At 40.6% G+C, this 19,354-nt stretch carries 20 protein-coding genes and 5 pseudogenes; 9 read left to right on the top strand and 16 right to left on the bottom strand.

Annotation, left to right across the window (positions count from 1 at the left end; translation table 11 throughout):
- The first annotated feature begins 279 nt into the window (after positions 1 to 279).
- The 4 genes and pseudogenes from NMK50_RS04400 to NMK50_RS04420 all read left to right on the top strand — a co-directional run.
- A complete protein-coding gene (locus NMK50_RS04400; protein WP_254771014.1) occupies positions 280 to 666 on the top strand; it encodes an Mth938-like domain-containing protein in 387 nt (128 codons plus the stop codon).
- Between the two features lie 216 nt (positions 667 to 882).
- A pseudogene (locus tag NMK50_RS04405) lies at positions 883 to 1,139 on the top strand (lysozyme); the annotation flags it as partial.
- Positions 1,136 to 1,362: pseudogene (locus NMK50_RS04410) on the top strand (hypothetical protein). The pseudogenes NMK50_RS04405 and NMK50_RS04410, both read left to right, overlap by 4 nt.
- A 105-nt stretch (positions 1,363 to 1,467) precedes the next feature.
- A pseudogene (locus tag NMK50_RS04420) lies at positions 1,468 to 1,680 on the top strand (hypothetical protein); the annotation flags it as partial.
- Here the strand turns inward: NMK50_RS04420 and NMK50_RS04425 are convergent.
- Positions 1,673 to 3,637, bottom strand: a complete 1,965-nt coding sequence (locus NMK50_RS04425; protein ID WP_254771015.1) for an ATP-binding protein — start codon at positions 3,635 to 3,637, stop codon at positions 1,673 to 1,675. The pseudogene NMK50_RS04420 and the gene NMK50_RS04425 overlap by 8 nt on opposite strands.
- Positions 3,638 to 3,870: 233 nt before the next feature.
- Here NMK50_RS04425 and NMK50_RS10510 point away from each other — a divergent pair, with 233 nt between their 5' ends.
- Positions 3,871 to 4,029, top strand: a complete 159-nt coding sequence (locus NMK50_RS10510) for a hypothetical protein (RefSeq protein ID WP_309486022.1) — start codon at positions 3,871 to 3,873, stop codon at positions 4,027 to 4,029.
- A gap of 321 nt (positions 4,030 to 4,350) precedes the next feature.
- Here NMK50_RS10510 and NMK50_RS04435 read toward each other — a convergent pair.
- A pseudogene (locus NMK50_RS04435) lies at positions 4,351 to 4,632 on the bottom strand (phage major tail tube protein); the annotation flags it as partial.
- Entirely contained in the window at positions 4,632 to 6,023 is a 1,392-nt protein-coding gene (locus tag NMK50_RS04440; protein ID WP_254771016.1) for a phage tail sheath subtilisin-like domain-containing protein, read from the bottom strand. The gene NMK50_RS04440 and the pseudogene NMK50_RS04435, both read right to left, overlap by 1 nt.
- A 159-nt stretch (positions 6,024 to 6,182) precedes the next feature.
- On the opposite strand from NMK50_RS04440, the gene NMK50_RS04445 reads away from it, so the two are divergent.
- Positions 6,183 to 6,497, top strand: coding sequence for a type II toxin-antitoxin system HigB family toxin (locus NMK50_RS04445; protein ID WP_241438172.1), 315 nt, complete (start codon positions 6,183 to 6,185; stop codon positions 6,495 to 6,497).
- Complete coding sequence (locus NMK50_RS04450) at positions 6,494 to 6,850, top strand: helix-turn-helix domain-containing protein (RefSeq protein ID WP_254771017.1); 357 nt, start codon at positions 6,494 to 6,496, stop codon at positions 6,848 to 6,850. The genes NMK50_RS04445 and NMK50_RS04450 overlap by 4 nt, the downstream gene beginning before the upstream one ends.
- A gap of 113 nt (positions 6,851 to 6,963) precedes the next feature.
- On the opposite strand, the gene NMK50_RS04455 is transcribed toward NMK50_RS04450, so the two are convergent.
- From NMK50_RS04455 to NMK50_RS04500, 10 genes and pseudogenes are all read right to left on the bottom strand, one after another.
- Positions 6,964 to 7,785 (bottom strand): DNA adenine methylase, encoded by an 822-nt coding sequence (locus NMK50_RS04455; RefSeq protein WP_254771018.1) that lies wholly within the window; start codon positions 7,783 to 7,785, stop codon positions 6,964 to 6,966.
- A gap of 400 nt (positions 7,786 to 8,185) precedes the next feature.
- On the bottom strand, positions 8,186 to 8,401 hold the full coding sequence (locus NMK50_RS04460) for a hypothetical protein (protein ID WP_254771019.1): 216 nt from the start codon (positions 8,399 to 8,401) through the stop codon (positions 8,186 to 8,188).
- 237 nt (positions 8,402 to 8,638) lie between these two features.
- Positions 8,639 to 8,887, bottom strand: coding sequence for a hypothetical protein (locus NMK50_RS04465; RefSeq protein WP_254771020.1), 249 nt, complete (start codon positions 8,885 to 8,887; stop codon positions 8,639 to 8,641).
- A gap of 8 nt (positions 8,888 to 8,895) precedes the next feature.
- A complete protein-coding gene (locus NMK50_RS04470) occupies positions 8,896 to 10,272 on the bottom strand; it encodes a Bgr_08870 family protein (protein ID WP_254771021.1) in 1,377 nt (458 codons plus the stop codon).
- A 59-nt stretch (positions 10,273 to 10,331) separates the two neighbouring features.
- On the bottom strand, positions 10,332 to 13,475 hold the full coding sequence (locus NMK50_RS04475; protein WP_254771022.1) for a DUF4815 domain-containing protein: 3,144 nt from the start codon (positions 13,473 to 13,475) through the stop codon (positions 10,332 to 10,334).
- Position 13,476: 1 nt separating this feature from the next.
- The gene (locus NMK50_RS04480; protein ID WP_254771023.1) at positions 13,477 to 14,583 is read right to left on the bottom strand and encodes a phage tail protein; all 1,107 of its coding nucleotides are present in this window, start codon (positions 14,581 to 14,583) and stop codon (positions 13,477 to 13,479) included.
- Positions 14,583 to 15,394: pseudogene (locus tag NMK50_RS04485) on the bottom strand (baseplate J/gp47 family protein). The gene NMK50_RS04480 and the pseudogene NMK50_RS04485 overlap by 1 nt, the downstream one beginning before the upstream one ends.
- Positions 15,391 to 15,732: a GPW/gp25 family protein gene (locus tag NMK50_RS04490; RefSeq protein WP_254771024.1), complete on the bottom strand. Its 342-nt coding sequence runs from the start codon at positions 15,730 to 15,732 to the stop codon at positions 15,391 to 15,393. The pseudogene NMK50_RS04485 and the gene NMK50_RS04490 overlap by 4 nt, the downstream one beginning before the upstream one ends.
- A complete protein-coding gene (locus NMK50_RS04495) occupies positions 15,729 to 16,418 on the bottom strand; it encodes a phage baseplate assembly protein V (RefSeq protein ID WP_254771182.1) in 690 nt (229 codons plus the stop codon). Before NMK50_RS04495 ends, NMK50_RS04490 begins: the two co-directional genes overlap by 4 nt.
- Positions 16,399 to 16,947, bottom strand: coding sequence for a hypothetical protein (locus tag NMK50_RS04500; protein ID WP_254771025.1), 549 nt, complete (start codon positions 16,945 to 16,947; stop codon positions 16,399 to 16,401). Before NMK50_RS04500 ends, NMK50_RS04495 begins: the two co-directional genes overlap by 20 nt.
- A 52-nt stretch (positions 16,948 to 16,999) precedes the next feature.
- Here NMK50_RS04500 and NMK50_RS04505 point away from each other — a divergent pair, with 52 nt between their 5' ends.
- Together NMK50_RS04505 and NMK50_RS04510 are read left to right on the top strand one after the other, a co-directional pair.
- Entirely contained in the window at positions 17,000 to 17,314 is a 315-nt protein-coding gene (locus NMK50_RS04505) for a type II toxin-antitoxin system RelE/ParE family toxin (RefSeq protein ID WP_254771026.1), read from the top strand.
- A gap of 16 nt (positions 17,315 to 17,330) precedes the next feature.
- Entirely contained in the window at positions 17,331 to 17,627 is a 297-nt protein-coding gene (locus NMK50_RS04510; protein WP_241438746.1) for a HigA family addiction module antitoxin, read from the top strand.
- Positions 17,628 to 17,672: 45 nt separating this feature from the next.
- On the opposite strand, the gene NMK50_RS04515 is transcribed toward NMK50_RS04510, so the two are convergent.
- The 3 genes from NMK50_RS04515 to NMK50_RS04525 all read right to left on the bottom strand — a co-directional run bounded on the left by NMK50_RS04515 (position 17,673) and on the right by NMK50_RS04525 (position 19,353).
- Positions 17,673 to 17,951 (bottom strand): hypothetical protein, encoded by a 279-nt coding sequence (locus NMK50_RS04515; RefSeq protein WP_254771027.1) that lies wholly within the window; start codon positions 17,949 to 17,951, stop codon positions 17,673 to 17,675.
- On the bottom strand, positions 17,948 to 18,688 hold the full coding sequence (locus NMK50_RS04520; protein WP_254771028.1) for an antA/AntB antirepressor family protein: 741 nt from the start codon (positions 18,686 to 18,688) through the stop codon (positions 17,948 to 17,950). Before NMK50_RS04520 ends, NMK50_RS04515 begins: the two co-directional genes overlap by 4 nt.
- 314 nt (positions 18,689 to 19,002) lie before the next feature.
- Positions 19,003 to 19,353: a head-tail joining protein gene (locus NMK50_RS04525; RefSeq protein WP_254771029.1), complete on the bottom strand. Its 351-nt coding sequence runs from the start codon at positions 19,351 to 19,353 to the stop codon at positions 19,003 to 19,005.
- Between the last annotated feature and the right edge of the window lies 1 nt (position 19,354).

Raw genomic sequence — 19,354 nt, forward strand, 5'->3', positions numbered from 1 at the left:
ATTTTTTATAGGGCAGTTTTTCTGTATTTGCGCAAATAGATTGAGATGCTCTTTTCTTTTCAAGATGGATTTGTTTTCAATGCAGCATTTAACCCCTTTTTATTGCAAAATTTTTTATATTTCATATATTTATTGTATTCTTAATATAGATCTTTTAAAAAATTTATATCAATATTGTTATACCGGCTCAAGTTAATATGTCAGTATTTATATAAACTCTTGGCTGATTTTAGGGAAAAGAGAAGGGCGATTGGGTTTTCAAAAAAAAGGTGTGTATCTATGTTTCATGCAATTCAAATCCGTGAAGCACATTTTCCAGGGCGCGCACCTATTGATGCGTATGGAAATGGGGGATTTCGTTTTGCTGATATGTCACATAGAGGTTCTATTATTTGTGTTCCATCAGGTATTTACGGTATTAATATGATAGGGCCAGTTCCTACTCAACAGGATATATCTCGTGTTTTAGAAGAATCATCTGAGATTGAAATTTTGTTAATAGGTACTGGAGTTGAATTATTACGATTACCTGAAGCGTTACGAGAGATTTTATGGGAAAAGCATATTTCAACAGATACAATGAGTACGGGAGCAGCGGTGCGTACATTTAATGTTTTGTTAGCTGAAGATCGTGCTGTTGCTGCGCTATTATTTGCGGTAGAATAAAAAATTATCTAAAAAAATATTTCTTTTCATAACGGAATTCTGTAGTTATTGATTTGTTTTAATAAAATCTTTTTTTTCCTCCATTTAGGGAGAGATTTGTAATCGCTTTAAGAGTTGTTTTTGGGAACAGTATTTTTTATGTAAAGAAATGTCATACTGTTTTCTATACAATCCCAAAATGCTTTTGTTATAATAAAGTATTTATCTTTTATAGGACGTAGAGCCGCTGAAGCGGGGTTATGGGCTCGAGGGTTTTATGTTTCTTCTAACTATCAAAGAGTTCAAGTGAAGGAGGCAACGGGGGCACTTAAAATAAAAGCCTTAGCACCGATTATAGGCTCTTGCTCTGCTCTTGGGGGCTCCTTAGCAGGCAATGGTTCCATTCAATGGGCTTTTTAGCCGATCTTATGGTTTTAGCAGCTTGTGTTGGTTTCGTGTTTGTTGCCAAATGGTTTCGGGAGCAACGGCTATGATTGTTCATTTCAAGAAATATCACTTGATGTTTACAGCGGTTTTAGCCGTTTTTTTATGGCTTTAGCGAAAGCGTTTCATTTAGGCAAGAAAAGCGAACAGCACAAGCAAACAGAGGAAGCTTTAAAGCAAGTGAAAACGCGTCTTGAGGTTGGAAATGAAGTTAATCAGAAGAGTGATGGTGATGTGCGCCGTGAGCTTTCTCGTTGGGTGCGCAGCGAATAGGATTGAGAGTTGTGGTGGTTAGTTGCCGATTTATTTGAACCAGCAGGATGTTGGTGTGATCAGTGCCAATTTAGCAAGAGATATTACAAGCATGAGCCCATTTATGTGGTTGGAAAGATGAACAGAAAGCACAAGAGTGAAGAGCAAGACCTTACAGAGAGAGGACGACAGCTTCTTCATGAGATGATCACCACCTATCAGGGTGTGAAGATGATGTCACGCTTTATGAAGTGGATTGCGTTGATTGTCTTTATGTTTGTTATCGATTTTGCTCGCCTTATGGATGCGCTCGACAATATCTTCACACACCTCAAAAGGGTGATGAAGCAAGAGTTGAGGAGTAAACTGTTTCACTGGATTGTTTTGGTAGATGGCGTAATAAATCTTTTTTAATAATCTCCATAAAAGTGTTATTTCTTGCTTTTGCATTATTTAACAGAGTACTCAAAGACATAACTTGTACGCAAGCATTGTATTCAGCCCAATAACCTCGATAACATTCCCCTTCTGGAAAAAAAACTTTAGTGAAATTATTTGCAATACGTAATATATTCTTGTAGTCGTCATCTATTTCAGCAATGAGATAGAGATATATTTCTTTAACATTGGCTTTGTGAAGCGTTTCGGCGTAATACATTAGTTGAGCAACACCTGAATTTTTGTAATCTGCAGTTGGCTTTTTAAACTCTATTAATACAGCACGGTTTTCTTTCTTAGAGTCAAAATATAAAGCTATATCAGGACGACTTGCTAATCTCTTAAGATCTTTTTCAAAATTGGTGCGAAGTAGTTTTGCCTTTGAAATAAATTTCTTTATTTTCTTTTCACTTTGTAAATAGCTGTAGCTCATTAAGTTATCGTCAAATATCCACAAATTATTTTTTTCTAATGGTAAAGGATCGTCTTTATCAGCAGTCTGTTGTTGTGGGACAAACAAATTATGAATTTCTTTTTCTGAGGTCGTAGGATTTAATAAATTAGTGAGCTCTTCCAGAATTTTATCTCGGAATTGAATATATTGTGTTAATTCGAAACTAGCAAATTTTTGTGCTTTTTGTAAATTTTCTTTCGGTGTTCCCTTACCTTCTCTAAAATCTTTTCTGAGTTTTAGTTTTTCTTTTGAATATTTTGTGTCTGCTTTTTGAATCAAAATATCCTCTTTTAAGCAGCCTCCAATTACATTTTTTTTATCTAGAAACTCTACTAAATAAGGATATTCCTTAGCAATTTCTTCGAGAAAGGTAGTCTTTTGTTCTTTAATTTCCGGAAATCTGGTACTAATTATTTTATCTAAAACGTTCTCTAATTTTTCATTAATATCTTTCCAAGCCAATTGGGTTTCTAAGTCAGGATCTGTTTTATTAATCTCAAAAGCATTCCGTTCATCGTTAACACGTTTATCAAAAACAGATGATTCCAATAAAAATATCATGATCGCATTGTTTATTGGATAGATATCTATAAATTGTGAAAAAGGCATAACAGTACGATTATTAGCACAATAGAAAGCTTCTAACTTAGTTGTAGAGTTTGTGTTCTCTTCAAAATAATAAGAAAGGCTGAAGAGAATATTTGAAGGACCAATTTTGAAAGTTTCATTTTCTAAGTGAGGTAAATCCTGCGTATTAATTGTTTTTTTCTCTAAGCTTTTTACATCTTCTAAGTTTTTTACGTTTCTTACATTATTTAAATCGTCTAAATTTTTCACATTATGTACATAAAAGTTAATTTGAATATTTTTATCTTTCTGTAAAAAAAGCGAAGGAAGAAGATGATAATAAATTTCATTATAAACTAGGTCTAGATCCAAATATTTTTTTTCATAAGACTCTTCAAGAGATAAATATGTATTCCACCATTTATCTTTTTTGCTATTTTTTTCTTTAAAAGAATTTTCTTTAAACTCTGGAGTAAAATTTAGTGAAATTTGAACATTATTTTCATTCTTACTAAAACTAATAATTTGAACTTTTTTGAATATTTTCAAATAAGTAATACGTCCAACACCTTTACATCCTTCTCGAATTTTATAATCACTCTTATAGGTAGAGAACGATTTGATATTTTCTTTTGTAAATCCATCTCCGTTATCAAAAACGCTTATAGAAAAAATTTGTTGATTTTTCCAAAGGTCTTCATTGCCATAAAGTTGGAATAAAATATCAATTCTTGTTGCGTGAGCTTGTATAGAATTAACAATAGCTTCCTTAAGAACTGTAACGAAATTTGTTTCTGAAGAAAGATCACGAATTATAGCATTAAGATTGACTAGCATGGGTACACCAATATCTCTCTAATTTAGATAGTCATTGTAATATCTCAACTTTAATATGGTACAATAAGGAACCATTGAAATATTCTCAATCTTTCAAAGCTGGCTAACAAAAAGTTAACAATCTAATTTTTAAATCTTGAAAAAAGTCTTTAATGCGTAACGCATTTTAAATAAAACTCCAAAATTTTTTTTAGAATTAGAATGAATACTCATTCTTTAATAGGGTATTTTAGATGATTATAGCATTTGGTAAAACTTTACGTAAACTTTGCATTGATCATTCTGAACGTCTTTTAGATATGGCAGAAAGATTAGGTGTTTCTGTTCTATTTTTATCATTTGTAGAAATTGGTAGAAAATCTATACCCGTTGATATAGAAAAAAAGTCATAGAGGTTTACACTTTAAATTAAGAGCCAACCACCTGCTTAAGAACAGAAGCGGGCGCTTGTCACGATAGTTTTACCGTCAAATTTTCTGGTCCGTTGTGTTGTGAAACTGTTGGTATGTTTATGAGATTTTTAAAAATTTTTTGACCTCAGGACTTAGAATCCTACAAAAGAATATGAGAAGTAATTATAGAGGAGAAAAGCAAAAAAACACCCTTATTGCGGAGGAATGTTAGAAAATCCTTTCCCCTGCTTTTATTGGTATGTCTCTTACCTTTAAAAACACACTGAGAATCAACAAGTTACATGCATTTTAAAAGTATATGGTGCCTTGTGCTTGCATTGAACTTCGCAATGAAATGTTCACATCAGAGCGCCCTAACAGTGCCATCAGTTCTGGAGAACAATCAGAAATGGTCATAGTGAGGATGAGTGTTTCAAGGCCAAGATCAATCTCAAGAGAGCTATCCATGCCACCACCGCGATACTCTTCAACAACCAAACTTAAATTTGGCAGTGTCACGCTTTCGCATTTTGCCTGATAGGGAATGCCATCAACAAAAATATTAAAATATTTCAGAACTCTCGGTAAAACGGGTACAGTCATTAAAAGATCTCCTCTAGGTAATCATTGATGATACGTGAACGGAAGGTGATATGTTCTGCTGGTGTTGTTGGTGTAAATTCAACATTGAAATAGACTCTGCCGCTCTCAATGGCGCTTGCTGTATTCAACTCTGGATCAGGCGTGCACTGCCCACCGAGAATGGCACCTTGCGCTTTTAAATCACGCAAATAGGCATTGACGCTTTCACTCACATCACTCATGTAAGTTTTTTTGATATTGCGGTCGACCGCCCACATGTGCCCACGCAAGATGGCGTCATTGATCATATCCGCGGTTCTCACAACGGATAAGAAAGCGAATTTTGTATCGCTTGAAAGGGTGCGATTGCCCCAAAGACGATAACCATTTTCACGAATAATTGTTGTGATGTTTTGTTCATTGAGAAGGTTGGCACGGCTTGATCTGTCACCAATGGAAAAATCAATCGGGCGGGTAATTCCTACAATGCCATTGATCACTTTGTTTGAAGGGGAATGCCAAAAACCATGTGTGAAATCTGTTTTGGCAATGACACCAGCAACCGCCGCACTTGCCGGCTGTTCTATGATTTCTCCATCATGATTTACCTTTACAAAAGGATCAACAATAACAGCGCGTTTTGAATCAAAATCTTTTGCCGCTCCAAGAGCTGCTTCATCGGTTGTGTTTGGGGCGTCAATGATCACAATAGCGCGTAGCCGCTCGGCAATGCCAATCAACTCTGCTGCTACAGGATTAGAGGTTACACTGATTTCGGCTTTTGCTGTTGCGCCAGTGCCATCACCTTCAATCACTACATTGGGGGCGGTTTGATAATCAAAGCCATTGTCCTTGAGAACAATCGAGGTTACTTGTCCATTGGCAAGGATTGCTTCTGCTTTTGCACCGCCGGCAATTTTAACAGTTGCTTGGGTATAACCGCTGCCTTTGTTGGTGACATCAATCTTGCTAAGGCTAACGGGGCGTTTATGGGTAAAGCCTGGAGCAATCAGAATGCGTGGTGTTTGTCCAAGCAGGGATTGTGCTCCAATCAAAGCATGCACACCTTCATAAGCACCATTGGTGTTCACACCGCCTAAAACATTGGTCAATGTTGCATTTTCGTTATCACCTTCTTGCACACGCACGACAACAACAATGGCACCCACTTGCTTAAAAATAAGATCAAGAGCATTGGGTAGGGTGCCTTGACGCTTTCCTGTTTTATCCAGTTTTGCTGCTTGTGAAAGTGAACCGGTAACCAACACCGGTGTATTGAGGGGAAAAGCCTGTTCATCGGCATCGGGTGCTGTGCCGACAATGCCGATAACTGCCGATTGAACCGCACGAAGGGGACGCGTTCCATCGTCCACCTCGACAACTTCAACACCGTGTAAAAAACCTGTTGTCATTATGATGCTCCTTTGCATGATTGGTGAATGAAAATGAATGGGAAAAAATGAGAGACAAAAAATCGTTCTTGAGAACAGTTTGTTTTCAAGCAATACTTTTTTACAAATATCTTGACATAGTCCCAAAATGGTACTAAAGTTAATAGTCAGGATACACTTATGAAAATTGTTAAAATTTCTACACTGCAAATTTTTTGGGATAAATATCCCGATGCTGAACAACCCTTAAAAGCATGGATAGATGAAGCTAAAAATGCACAATGGCGTTCACCTCATGACATTAAAGAGAAATATAAAAATGCAAGCATATTAAAGAATAATCGTGTTGTTTTTAATATTAGAGGCAATGATTATCGTTTAATTGTTTCAATCTTTTATCCAGCAGGCTGGCTTTATATAAAATTTATAGGGACACACAAACAGTATGATGCAATTGATGCTAATACTGTAGAACTAAAGGAATTTAAGAAATGAATATCAAACCACTTCGCACTGAAAGAGATTACCAAGAAGCATTAGAAATTGTGTCTGCGATGTTTGACAATCAGCCAAAAGAGAATACTCCAGAATTTGATCAAATGGAGGTTCTTGTGTTGTTGATTGAAGCATATGAAGCAGAACACTATCCTGTTTCTCCTCCTCATCCGATTGAAGCTATTAAATTTAGAATGGAACAAATGAACTTAAGTGCTAAAGATCTCGTTCCAGCGATTGGTCATTTAAATCGCGTTTATGAAATCTTGAGTGGCAAAAGAAAATTAACACTGCGCATGATTAGAAACTTGCATCAACAATTTAATATCCCATTGGAAAGCTTGATAGCTTAGGTTTTATTAAAAAGGCAGAGGGGAGATCAAACTTTAACACTAGATTTTGTAGTAATTTACTTTTTAAAGGGTCTTCAAAGATCTTTTAGCCCCCCTTAATGCTTATTGTTTTTTTAGAAATCGCAATTTGAGATAATCAACTCTTTAGCCGGAATCGCATTATTTGAATCGTTACACGAATAAAGTGTTTTCACCTCTCTTATCTTAAATTGACTAAAGGTTTTTCGGATCTCTGGTACATCATTGAGAGAGAGAAGAAACTTTCCCTTTAATTGTGCAAGCAGCGAGAACATCGTCTGGTAATCCTCTCGCTTAAACAAATCCTTCCCATAGTAATCCTCAACACCCCAATAAGGTGGATCAAGGTAAAACAAGGTATTTGTCCGGTCATAGCGAAGGATAAAATCAGACCAATCTAAATGTTCAATGGTAACACCTGCTAAACGCTGGTAAATAAGCTTTAATAATGCTTCAAGTTTGAATGTATTAAACCGTGCACTGCGATCTGTTTCAACTCCAAAAGTCTGATTTGCCACCTTTCCGCTAAAACTTAAACGTTGCAGATATAAAAATCGCAAAGCCCGTTCTAAATCGGTGAGGGTCTTTGGGTCTTGCAAAGTGAAACATTGAAACGCTTCACGGCTGCTAATCTGGAACTTCAACAAATCCATAAAAGGGTGATAATGGCGTTGTAACACCCGAAAAAAATTTACCACATCACCCAAACGATCATTGATAATTTCAGTAGGTGGAATCAATTTCCTTCTAAAGAATATTCCTCCCATGCCAACAAAAGGCTCAGCATAAATTTTATGCGGGATGTCTTCAATGATTTTGGTAATGGTTTTGGCTAACAGTCTTTTCCCACCAATATAAGCAGCAGCTGGTGTGACTGGATCAACAGATTTTAATGTTTCCTTGTAAAGTGTATCCATAATTTTTTAACACTCTTCCCTCTATATTAGCCATCTTCTCATTGCTTCAAGTGATAAGAAGTGGCTGCGATGTTAAGAGCTTTTACATCGGACGGGTTGTCGCAAAACTTGTCCCGTTGGCTGGACTACCAGCCCAGCCTCTATTTTTGTGCTTTGTTTTCCTTTGTTTTGTGTTTCTAGGATAATTTCTGCGGTATATCGGCTTGATTTTTTACAGTGATGGGTAATTAGAGCTGCTTGTCTATAAGCTGTTCATCTCTGCACGAAATCTTTGGAGTAAAAAATGGGGTGACCCGCCATGATTTCGAGGCACCCCTTTAAAGACAAAAAATGACTTTGCTTGCTATAGCTTAGATTTGGTCAATCTTTCTCTTGTGGTTTTTCTTCTTTTTATATAGCGTTAATCATATAAAGAGTTGTATTTTTTGCTCAAACTTTTTGGTTTTTTCCACTTCATGCGTAAAGAGAAAGATAGGCGCATGGAGGGAATAAGTTTGTACGTTGACATCAAGGATTTTACAACAGCACCAATGACTATCCGATAAAATATTGCTAAAAACGCAGATTTTTTGCCATCCTTAATAAAGTAAATACGAAGTTTAAATTCTATTGTCATTTTGCACTCCAAATCAATGAAGCAACAATAACAACAAGGATCAAACCGCATAAGACTGACACTGTCAGTCAAAAAATCCCTTTAAAAAGGCTTTGAAAACCCTTTGAGAAGGACTTTAAAAGAAAATGATACAGCTTAAGCTATCACACAATAAGCGTGCGTCAAACCATTCGATTATTTTTGATACAAGAGCTTGCGTCCAACAATGTTGGTTATAATCTATTCTCAACAATTATACTAAGCTTGTTCATCTTTCTCTTGTGGTTCTTTCATAGATTCTACCGCTGCGTCTGTCTTAGCCCTTTCAGAAGACAAAGAAGCATTTTCTTCATTAATAATGGGAGGAGAGAACACCCCATCTTTATAAGTCCAGCCGATTTGCGCTTCCTTTGAAGCAATAGCCTCACCATCAAAGGCATGAACATAATTTTCTGAGGCAATAATAATGTTCGTTACCACACCCTTTTCAACAATTGCATATTCCATAAAAACTCCTATATAAAAAACCTCAACAACACTGCTCCGTTGCCACCATTGCCACCTTTACCAGAACTACCATCTTCTCCTAGGAAATAACCACCTCCACCGCCACCTCCTTGTCCACTGCCATTGCAGCCTTTACCACCATGACCACCTTTCTGGCTCTCTCCGCCATAACCACCGTTACCATTCTGAGCACCAGCACCCCCACCGCCACCAAAAAAAGAGTTTCCGCCATTCCCACTCCCCCCATCGCCGCCATTCCCACCGGCATAAATAAAAGAGCTCCCTCTATAACCATTAAAACTAGCATCGCCGCCACGGCCACCATTGAAATTTGGTACGCCGCCGCGGCCACTGGCACCATCACCTCCTCCTGCACCCCCATATGCTATAATAATTCCTGCAATGCGTGTATAACCACCAGCGTAGGAACCCCCTCCCGAAGATGCACCGCGGCCTCCTCGACCAATTTCAATAGCTTTTGCCGATCTTAGCTGTGAAGCTTTGATTTTAACATACACAGCTCGGCCTCCACCAGCACCACCACCACCATAGTAGCTAATACCACCATTAAGTGGTTTTTTGAACCAGCCTCCATATCCACCACCACCTCCTCCACCCCAAGCCCATATTTCGATATCGGTGTTATCGCTAACACCTTCAGGCCATGGAATGGGACCACTTTCTGTTACAAGAACTTCTAGGGGAGAGGTCGCTTTCCTCAGTTTTGTGATTTCATCACGTATTTCTTGAAGAGCAACAACAGCTTCATCTTTGCTATAAACTTCCGCACCATCAACCTTGAGCGGTCCTTTAAGCTTGCTGCCCGTGATGCTGAGACTTGTGACGATTTCCCCATTATGCATGAGATTCAATGACGAATTACCTATGAGTTCCAAACCACCAGCAATGGTCACTTTGCGGGTAAATTTGTTATAATTCTGCCATTCATTGGCTTGCGCTAAGCGCCCATAGCTTGTCAGATCTTCGTTAATCTTGGCTCTAAATCTATCAAGACCAACAATATCTTCAATTTTATGTTGGTGTGCTCCAAGAAGTGAGACAGCACTGCCAAAGGTAAAATGATTGTTGCTTGCTTTGTAGAGAACATAATTATTGGCGGCATCCTTAGCGCCCTCGATATCACTCAAATCGGTTAAAGTGAAGGTTTTATCCGCTGCCATTTTGCCTTTGAGGGCTGCTTCAAGGTCTGCGACATCCCCTATGCTATGCGTGTGTTTTGCAGGGGCTTTGTCGTCTAGCTTTTCTTCCACATCGGCAATGGCTTGATCAAGTTTTGTCAAGTTCTCACGCAAAATGGGAAATTCAGAACTAATAAAACGCCCTTCTTTAGGCAATTCCATTGCAAGTTTTTTGGTTTTTGTCATTTCTTATTCTCCAAATCTCTAAAGCAGCCCCAAATTTCATCTTTTAAAGCGAGGGGGTATCATAAGATGCCAGCACCAAAATCACGCAGCATTGACCGTGCAGAAGGTCCACCAGTGAGCGTGAGTTTCAAGCGTGCTTGCCTTGCTGTCTTATTGCTACTGACAAATTTTCGCTCTGTCCAAAGGGGTTCAGAAAGCTGTTCTGTTTCCTCTAAGGTGAGGGGGGTAAAGGCACCATCATCCCGTTGCATCTCGAGGGTGAATGTGGAGCCGCCTGGTAAAAAGGTCTTGATATAGCTGGTCAATCTTGCCTTCTCACCAAAGGCAAAAGCACGGGTAACATAGGTTGCTGTGTTATGGATCTTGCCGGCAATCAACTGAACAGGAGCAAACAGAATGGGGGAGAGTTTCTCCGTGCCTTTGAGAATAGCACGAAGCTGAACCTTTTCATTGATATATTCGGTAAGACTAAGCAATTGAAAGGGAAGAAGTTGATAAATTGTGCCATTGTTTCTTTCAATTTCAAAGATCACCGAACAATCACTGGAAGGCAATTCAACCGTGCTACGTATTTGCAAATCAGAACAGTTAACAAGATTAAAGGTACCAAGATCAATGGTTTTTGTTGTTTGTCTGTAGCGTGCTGCCAAGACACGAAAAGCCAAAGCCTCATCTTGATGGGCACTCCATGTTTGCGCATTGACAGAGGAAAAACGAGGACCGGTCACATAAGGGTGGCTTGAGACAAATCTTTGCTGTTCTTCATCAAATCCTCCAAGCTTTGCGAGTGAGAGGGAATGATCACTATCATCGGTTTTAATGACAAAAGCCGTTAACCGATCATTGGGGACAAGGAGTGGGACATCATAGCGTGCCTGTGCCCATCCGGTTTTTGCCCCCTTCATGGAATAAAAGCTTTGGGCTTGGATATCGGCGGTGGGATAACCGTTTTCGGTTGTCACCAAGTCAATGACCAGATCATGATTGGGATTGCCGATTTTGCAAAGATGAAAGTCAAGACCGGTGATTTGCCGTGTTTCTTCTGGTGTAAAGACTTGCGCTTGCGGGTCCACTTGCGTCCAGATCTTGACTGTTGTGGTGTGCCGCATCACTTTCACATCAATAACACCTTGCCCGGTAAAGAGACCTGTCGCAAGAGTTCCCCCTTTGCCTCGTGCTACAACATTTTTGGTGCCGGCAGGAATATTTTCAGGGATTTTAAAACTACCTTCCAAAATGCCATTGCCATTGGCAACAAGGCGGCTTTTTGGCAAGACATTCACACCATCAAAGGTGAGACTGTCTAAAATTTCCCCCTTGCCAAAACCTTCAATTTTAAAGCCAAGGGTAATTTGTCTTAAGAAATCGATTTGTTCATGCGCAACATTGATCAGTTCATCCTTTGCCTCTTGCTTGCGAATGCTGCTCCCACGGTGCGTTCCCATAAACAATTGATTGGTGACACTTGAGAGCCAATCGGTGCGCTGCTCGTGCCAAAAATCTGTCGCGGGTGTGAGGGTCACTGTACCAGGCAGAGGAGCAAAATTTTGATAGGGGTTGATTTTTTCGCAAGCGGTTGTCAATTCTTGGGCAATGATTACTTCATTGGTCCAGTCAAGGGTGACAGGAGCCCTTAAGGGGGCGGTGTAAAAGGTTGGATCAATAGCCAGCTGTAAAATACCATTGCCAACAGCTCCTGTTTGCGTGAACCCTTCATCTCTGTAAGTATCATCAAGAAACGGGTCAGCAAACATGCCTTTTTTGGCAACGGGCTCTTTCGAGTCAACATTGCTTTTAATACGCTCTAATTGCATCAAGCGATCAAGGGACAGCACCCGTTGAAAATAACGCCACATCTCATCATAGGGGGCAACGCGCGTGCCATCATTGACCACAAGCGGCGTATCCAGCCAACTGTTGGTGATGGTGGCAAGGGAGAGAACATCTTCAGGAACACTGGGCGCCATGGGATGATCAGCGGAGATTCCTTTGATATAGACAACCGTGCCTTGTGTATTAAGCCCGATACGGTCGATACGGGGCAATTTGTAGGTGTAACTGACAATGATATCCCCCCCTTGCGCCCCCCCTGAGAGCGTGATTTCCTGTGCCGTGACCTTATCGGCGGTCACTTGTGCACGATAGCGGTAGGTTACCGTGTAACTGCTGCCAGGACGCGGTTCATCCCCCATCGGTGCCCAGTCAATGGTATCACCGGTCTTCTTAAAATCTGTTCCTTCTTTAAATTCCTTGTTGCCTTGCATGACTTTGAGAAAAGAGGTGATGCTTTTATCGGGAACACCATCTCGCCCAGCAACGACCGCACCGCGTGTAACTGTGACGGTTTTTTCTTTTGTCAACAAAAGAGAGTGGATATCGGCAATGGGAGCATAATAGCTTTTAAAGGTAAAGCTTGTTTTGCCTTTTTGCGGGGCAAAAATATGCGTTTCACTAGGCACAACGCTTGTCGAAAACTCTTCCCTCTCTTCATGGCGCAAAGCAGCAAGGCGTTTGCGCTTAAAGCCATTGATATTGGCTTCTCCTTCTTGAATGCTAAACACTTGGCATCCATTCTTTCGTCCCAGAGCCGTCACCCGGCATCCATTGACGATATAATGACCATGGGCACGGTCATAAGTAGCAATGGCTTGCATGGCGGGTTCAAGCAGTGAGGGGGACTTTTGGTCAATCAAAATGCCGTCTTGTAAGATATAAACAGGAAAGAACGTGCCTTGCTGCCCATCCTCTTTTAAGGCCCAAACAAGCTTTGCTGTTTCGCGTGCCGCACCGGGTTCTCCTTGTGCCAAGGTGCCGGGAACTTGCCCCAACAGTTCTGGATTATCCTCATGGGTAATCCATGTTTTTTGCAACTTCACACCGATTTCAAGGCGCCCAACCATAGAAACAGCATTCAGAACCGCTTGTGAGACTGGAAAGATATCGCCTGCGATATAGATCTTGCCTTCTGTTAAAGTAACGGTCTTTGCGTCTTTATTGACAAAGGCATCGGCTCGCTCAACACGGTCTCCCTCTTTGGCGACCAAGCGCCCCAAACGGTTATGGCGCCCCCTGATGATGGTTTGCATCTCATTGAGTTCACCACTTTGGATAAAGGGACGTTGCCCGTAGAAAACAACGCTTTGTTGTTCGTCTTTGCCGCAAGATCTGTCAATGGCAAAGGGTAAACCACTTTCATGCTTCATGTTAAAACCTCAATAAAATCTTGAATTGCTCGCGAACATCACCACGCAAAGGAATATTGATGGGCGTTTTGATGATCTCCACCCCGCCAATCAGTTCATTGCACGCACACCAAAGTTTACCCAAAGGGATATGTTGTTTAGGGGTCGCATGCACGAGAACAGCAATAGAGGCGGCTTTTCTGCCGTCAACATTTTGAAAATCCGTGCGTGCTGCAATAAGAAGGGCTGTGCCCATCGAGGAGGGTTGATAACGATCGCCCAAATGGTGATAAACACCCGCCAAATTCTGTTCTACTGGTTGGACAATGTTGCATCTGCGAGTGCCAATGACATCATCCTCACAGTCTCTTAACACGAGATAAAGGGTGCGGTTATAAAACCACTCTGCCATCAGTATATCGCGTTGATGTTTTTTAACAGAACACCAGGGAAAATTTGCCATATCCCATGGATAATCAATTTGGTCGAAGCTTAATTCCCCATCCCCGTCATCCATCCAATTGCCAATCAGTGTGCCTTCTTGTTTGGTAAGCCTGTGCATAATTTCTGTTGTGCGCCCAAAGGAAAACAGTGTGTCCCCCGCTGTTAAGCGTACACCGCTCTCATAGTCCAGCAGACTGTCATCAAGGCGTGACATATTGCCTTCCAGTGCTTGCACGTCATAACCATTGACACCACGGCGAAAATCAGAGCGTAAGCTTTTGGAAAGCTCTGTGATGGCTTCAATGGCTTCAAGAGCACTTTGTTCAGGCAATTGATCAAAGTAAAGTTGGAAGGAATTCCACCATAAACGCCCCGACCATGCTGGTGTAAAGCGTGCTGAAATCTGAAGCCATGCAAGCCCTCTCTCAATAGCCGCTAAAGAACCGCGAATATTTTGCCATTGGAGCCCTTGGTCAATCAAATCATAGAGGTTTGGAACATAAGGTGTAAGCTCTCCAAGCCCATATTCTTCAATCAACCATGGCAAGAAGCGAGGAGGGCGGGTGATAAGCTTAGAGCGTGAAATCCCCAAAACAGCACCATCAACATCTTGATGAAAGTCGCAAACATCGGCAAGGCGCCTTTCAAATTCTGTTGCATTGTTTGGGAGGAGGGCGCCAATCATTAGCGTGCCCGTCCTTTGAAGTTTAAGGTGACCTTACCAATCGCTAAAACTTCTTCATCACCGACGGTTCTGTCTTGTGTTGGTGTAATGGCAATCACTTTCTGGACACCCGCAATCATCAGTTTAGAAACCCACCATGAGAGGCTTAATTCACGACCAATGGCTTGTTCTTTTCGCCATGCTGCTCTTAAATTTGCTTCCATTGTCATGAGAATTTTCAAGGATGTTTCGGGTAACAGCCAAACATCGGCTTGCAAATCCACCACTTTTTTTACAGCAGCGTGCACAATGATTGTATCATTGGTCATGATGATATTTTTTCTGTGAAGGGCTTGTGAGACTGTTTGTATGAGATCTTCAGATGCCGTTCCTTCTTCATTATTGCCAAAAAGCGCAACATAGATGGTTGGATCTTTGCCTTTACGGTAAATAATGGCATCTTTAACACGGCTATCAGTTTGTAATAGGGTTCTGTTCCGCTTCCCTTGCCACCACGGGCATGAAGTCTTATGCGTTCGCGATATCTCTCGTCACTTTCACCCTCCATGCGGGCAATTCCATGCCAGTTACCCAAAGCGTCAAGAGATTCACCGGTTGCAAAATCAAGAATATTGTTGCGTGCAGCTTCGTTAATACGTTGCCTTAAAAGCAGTTCTCGATAGCTAAAGGCTTCAATGACTTTTACGGCTGGATCACTTTCAAGAACACTATATCCGGGCAACAGTTCTTTTAAGTGATCAAGAGCTGCTGCTCGTATTTCTTCAAAGGAAATTTCTGTAATGATTTCTGGTTTTGCAAGTGCTCCATTCATTTTATCAGCAATCCTTCCATGGTGATGGGCTTGCCTGAGGGCAAATAAAGACCTTCAAAGGACAAGGAAACTTGCCCATTCTCATTCCATTTACAATCAATCTTGTTCAGTTTAAAACGTGGTTCCCACTTGTCTAAAGCCTCGGCAATAGCGGCATAAAGGCGAACAGCAAAGGCGTCATTGACCGGTGCATCAATAATATCCGCAACGTGTGAACCATAATCACGACGCATTACACGCGTGCCAATGCGTGTTGATAAAATATCAAGGATTGATTGGCGCAAATGTTCAATGCCGGTCAAGGGCTTTCCTGTGCTACGGTCCATTCCTATGTTCAATTGGGACCTCCTGTCATGGAGCCACCAGGAACAACACCACCGTGAACATGGGTTGCTCCTATATTGGTGCCGTTATGGGTCAAACCACTTGAGTTCATGGCAACATTGTGAGCGGAATGAAGAGAGAGACTCTCATCCGAACGAAGTGAAACACCACCACCAGCCTGTAAAGAAATGTTGCCCTTTGCATTGAAAGTGATATCGCTTTGTGAAACAATTTTTATGCCTTCTGGTGCGGTAAGTTCTAGCTTGCCACCATCACCTTTAAGAGACACGCCATCCGCAATTGTGAGAATGAATTTTCCGCCTGATTTGATCTGCATGCTATAGCTGTTTTGTTCATCATCATATTCAAACATGGTGCCATCGGGATAAATTGTTCTATGAATATTGCCTTTATCGGCTGCTTGATGAGCATCGGTATGGATGGAACCAACAATCACCCCTTGCGCTAAATCCCCTGATGATGCAACCACCACCACTTGTTCTCCAACATCCCGCCCTTCATAAGAGCATGTTTTACCGGCGCGGGCTTGGGTATCTGGAATCCAGTCACTGATAAGATTGCCGCTTTTTACCCGATAGCGTGCGTTTTTATGGTCGACATGGCTAATTGTGCCCACCATAACCATATTTGCGAGACGTCTTTTTAAATCGGTGATGTCTTTATCGCGCCGCTCTAACATGAGTGTTCCCAATTTTATGATATTTGTCTTCATTGCCCACGCCTGTTTGTGGTGTAAAACCTAGAAAAGGTTCAACAAGCTTTGCGTTTGCACCATCTTCTTGTGTTTCAGGGGAGGGGATATTGGTTACATAAGTGACCTCAAAGGTTAAAATTGCCCCATGGAGTGCTAGAGCACCATTGTCGCCAAAGGCAAAAGCGATATTTTGCAGGGAGCATGTTTCCACGGTGTTGTTGAGATTGGGATTGGCGTAGAAGATCTCTTCAACCTCCCATGCTAATTGGTCGACAAAACGTGCACCATCTTCTTGTGTAGCATAACATTCAACATCCACGGTTAAGACACGCCGCCTTACTGCATTATCATAGCCATCTTCAATTGTTTCGCTTTGTGTTGAGATATTAATTGCCGGTGTGTTCTCAGCGGAAAAGTTGAAATCACGCATATTAAACACATTGTCATCAGCAGCTGTCTTTGCTGCTTTGATCAGTGCAACAAAGCTTTCCCTTATCGTCTCTCTCGGATGCATAAAAGCTCCTGTTCTTCAAAATTTATTCTTTCTTTGAGGATGGTATCATGTTATGATACGTAAAAGAATGAATAAAGGTGATTTGGTGATTGAATCTTTTGCGGATAAGCGATGTAAAGATCTTTTAGAAGGTAACCCGCCCAGAGGTTTTCCTACAACTTTAGTGCGTATCGCTCAAAGAAAATTGTTTATGCTTGATAAAGCAGTTGATCTCAAAGATTTACGTAGTCCTCCGGGAAATCGCTTAGAAGCATTGAAAGGAGAACGTAAAGGTCAATATTCTATTCGTATTAATGACCAGTTTCGTATTTGTTTTGAATGGCGTTCCAATGGCGCCTATGAAGTTGAAATCGTAGATTATCATTGATTTGCAGGAGGTCGAAATGAGAAATTATAGTGCTATACATCCCGGAGAAATTTTACGGGAAGAATATTTAAAAGAATATGCTCTTTCTGCTTATGCCCTTGCAAAAGCTTTGAATGTTCCACGTACAAGGATAGAACGTATTATTGCTGAAAAAAGTCCAGTGACTCCTGATACAGCACTCAGATTAGCCTATTTTTTTGATACAACAGCTGAATTTTGGCTTAACATGCAAGCTGCTTACGACGTTAGTATATTACAAACTGAAAAAGCAGATGAATTTTCTAAAATCAATAAATTTGAATGTAGAGTTTAATCACCTCCCCATTTTTGAGAACGGGGAGAGAAGTTATGTTTTTACTTAAGCAACCTTTTTAATAGGGTTTTCTAAATTTGGAGCATAAGCTTGCAATAATGGATTCATGATATGCGGTAATTCTGAAGTTCCAAAACCTGTAAGGACTGCTAAAATCTTTGTAATACTCGGCAATTCATCTTGAAGTTTTAAAATCAAAGCTTTTTCTACAATGCCCATGACTTCAACCAGTGCGCTACAGTCTTTATCTTTAATATCTTCACAATTGACAAACTGAAACAAAGCCATCCACAAATCACATAAAAAATTGGTATCTACCTTCATTGTACACCTCCATGGATTTGTTCTCTCAAGCAAGCCAATCCTCTGGATGTGATTTTTGTTGAAGGGAGTACCTTTTCTGTACCATCCGGTCTTTGAATAGTAATAGCAGGGCAATCCATGAGACCTTTTTTGATCTTATCCTGATAGGGTAACAAAGGAGCACCCGGAGCCCGTCGATAGACCCAATCATGTTTACGCAAATAATCGGTTAGATCTTTTGGTCGTACCTCTAACATTTTTGCAGATTCAATTAAACCAAACAGACCATCCGAGCGTTTCAAGCCATCAAGTGCCTTGGCTTTAGGCTCTAACTCGGCAATCACATGGTCTTTCTGCTCGATTTGGCTTTGTAAGTGATTCAAGAAACCAATCATTGCTTGAGGACTTGAATAATCAATCTGTGGTGTTGCTACCTGCTTTGCAAGTTTTTCACACTCAATGAAATACAAACGAGCCTCTCTGCCTTTCTTATTGTTCTCAAGCATAGAAAGTTCTTTGGCTACGCTTAAGGTGAGATGATAATCTTTAGAGGGGCGACCACCTTGGAGGTTTTCCCCAAAATTGGTGAAAACTAAATAATCCTGATTTTCTAATAAATTATATTTGTTGATGCGATATTTAATCCAAGCAGAGAAATCTTTACCTACTTCTAAAAACACATGCAAATCACGAGCGTTAACAGTTTGAACAGTTTCCTGATCAATTGTTTGTTCCAATATTGGAATAAGAGTGTTCATGTAAACTCCTTGGTAATAAAATTTTTGATTGACACTCAACAAAAGAGTGCCGGGTGCTCAAAAACACGGTACCAAGTCCGTCGTTATGCTTTTCCCCTAAGGGTATTGTATAGCATAACCACACCCGACAAATTCGCTTATATGCTATATGCATACAACGAGTCAAAACTTTTAATCGGCGGAGAAGAGACTGTTTCGGCAATCTGTCCGCTTGGTATTTAAAGTGTTTTTGAAGCACTTGATTCGATTATTCATATTCCCATAATCTTGTCAAGCAGTAATATAAGATTTTCTAAAAATGATAAGAGGGTCTTTTATTTTACCTCCCTTAAAATAAGCTTATACATACCGGATTCAGAGGCTTGGACATCGGTGACAACGAAGCGCTCTTGAGAGGGATCTTCAGTGTTTTCAGAAGCAAGTACAACGACACTATCCTCAGCTTTTGGTGGCAATCCGCCAATATCATTGATACAAAGATCAAGTTCTTTTCTTGGAATTGTTGTCGGTATTCTGCCACCAGCATCCGATTCAGAATGTTTGATGCCGTAAATCGCTGTAATCCGAAAAGATTGCTGGTTATCCTTTCGCGTATAGATGACGGGCTGCCCAAAGGTGTTGCGTACCTCTTTTACCATTTTGTTAAGCAGCCCGTGCCATAGCATG

This window comes from Bartonella harrusi, from assembly GCF_024297065.1.
In the GTDB taxonomy this organism is placed as follows: domain Bacteria; phylum Pseudomonadota; class Alphaproteobacteria; order Rhizobiales; family Rhizobiaceae; genus Bartonella; species Bartonella harrusi.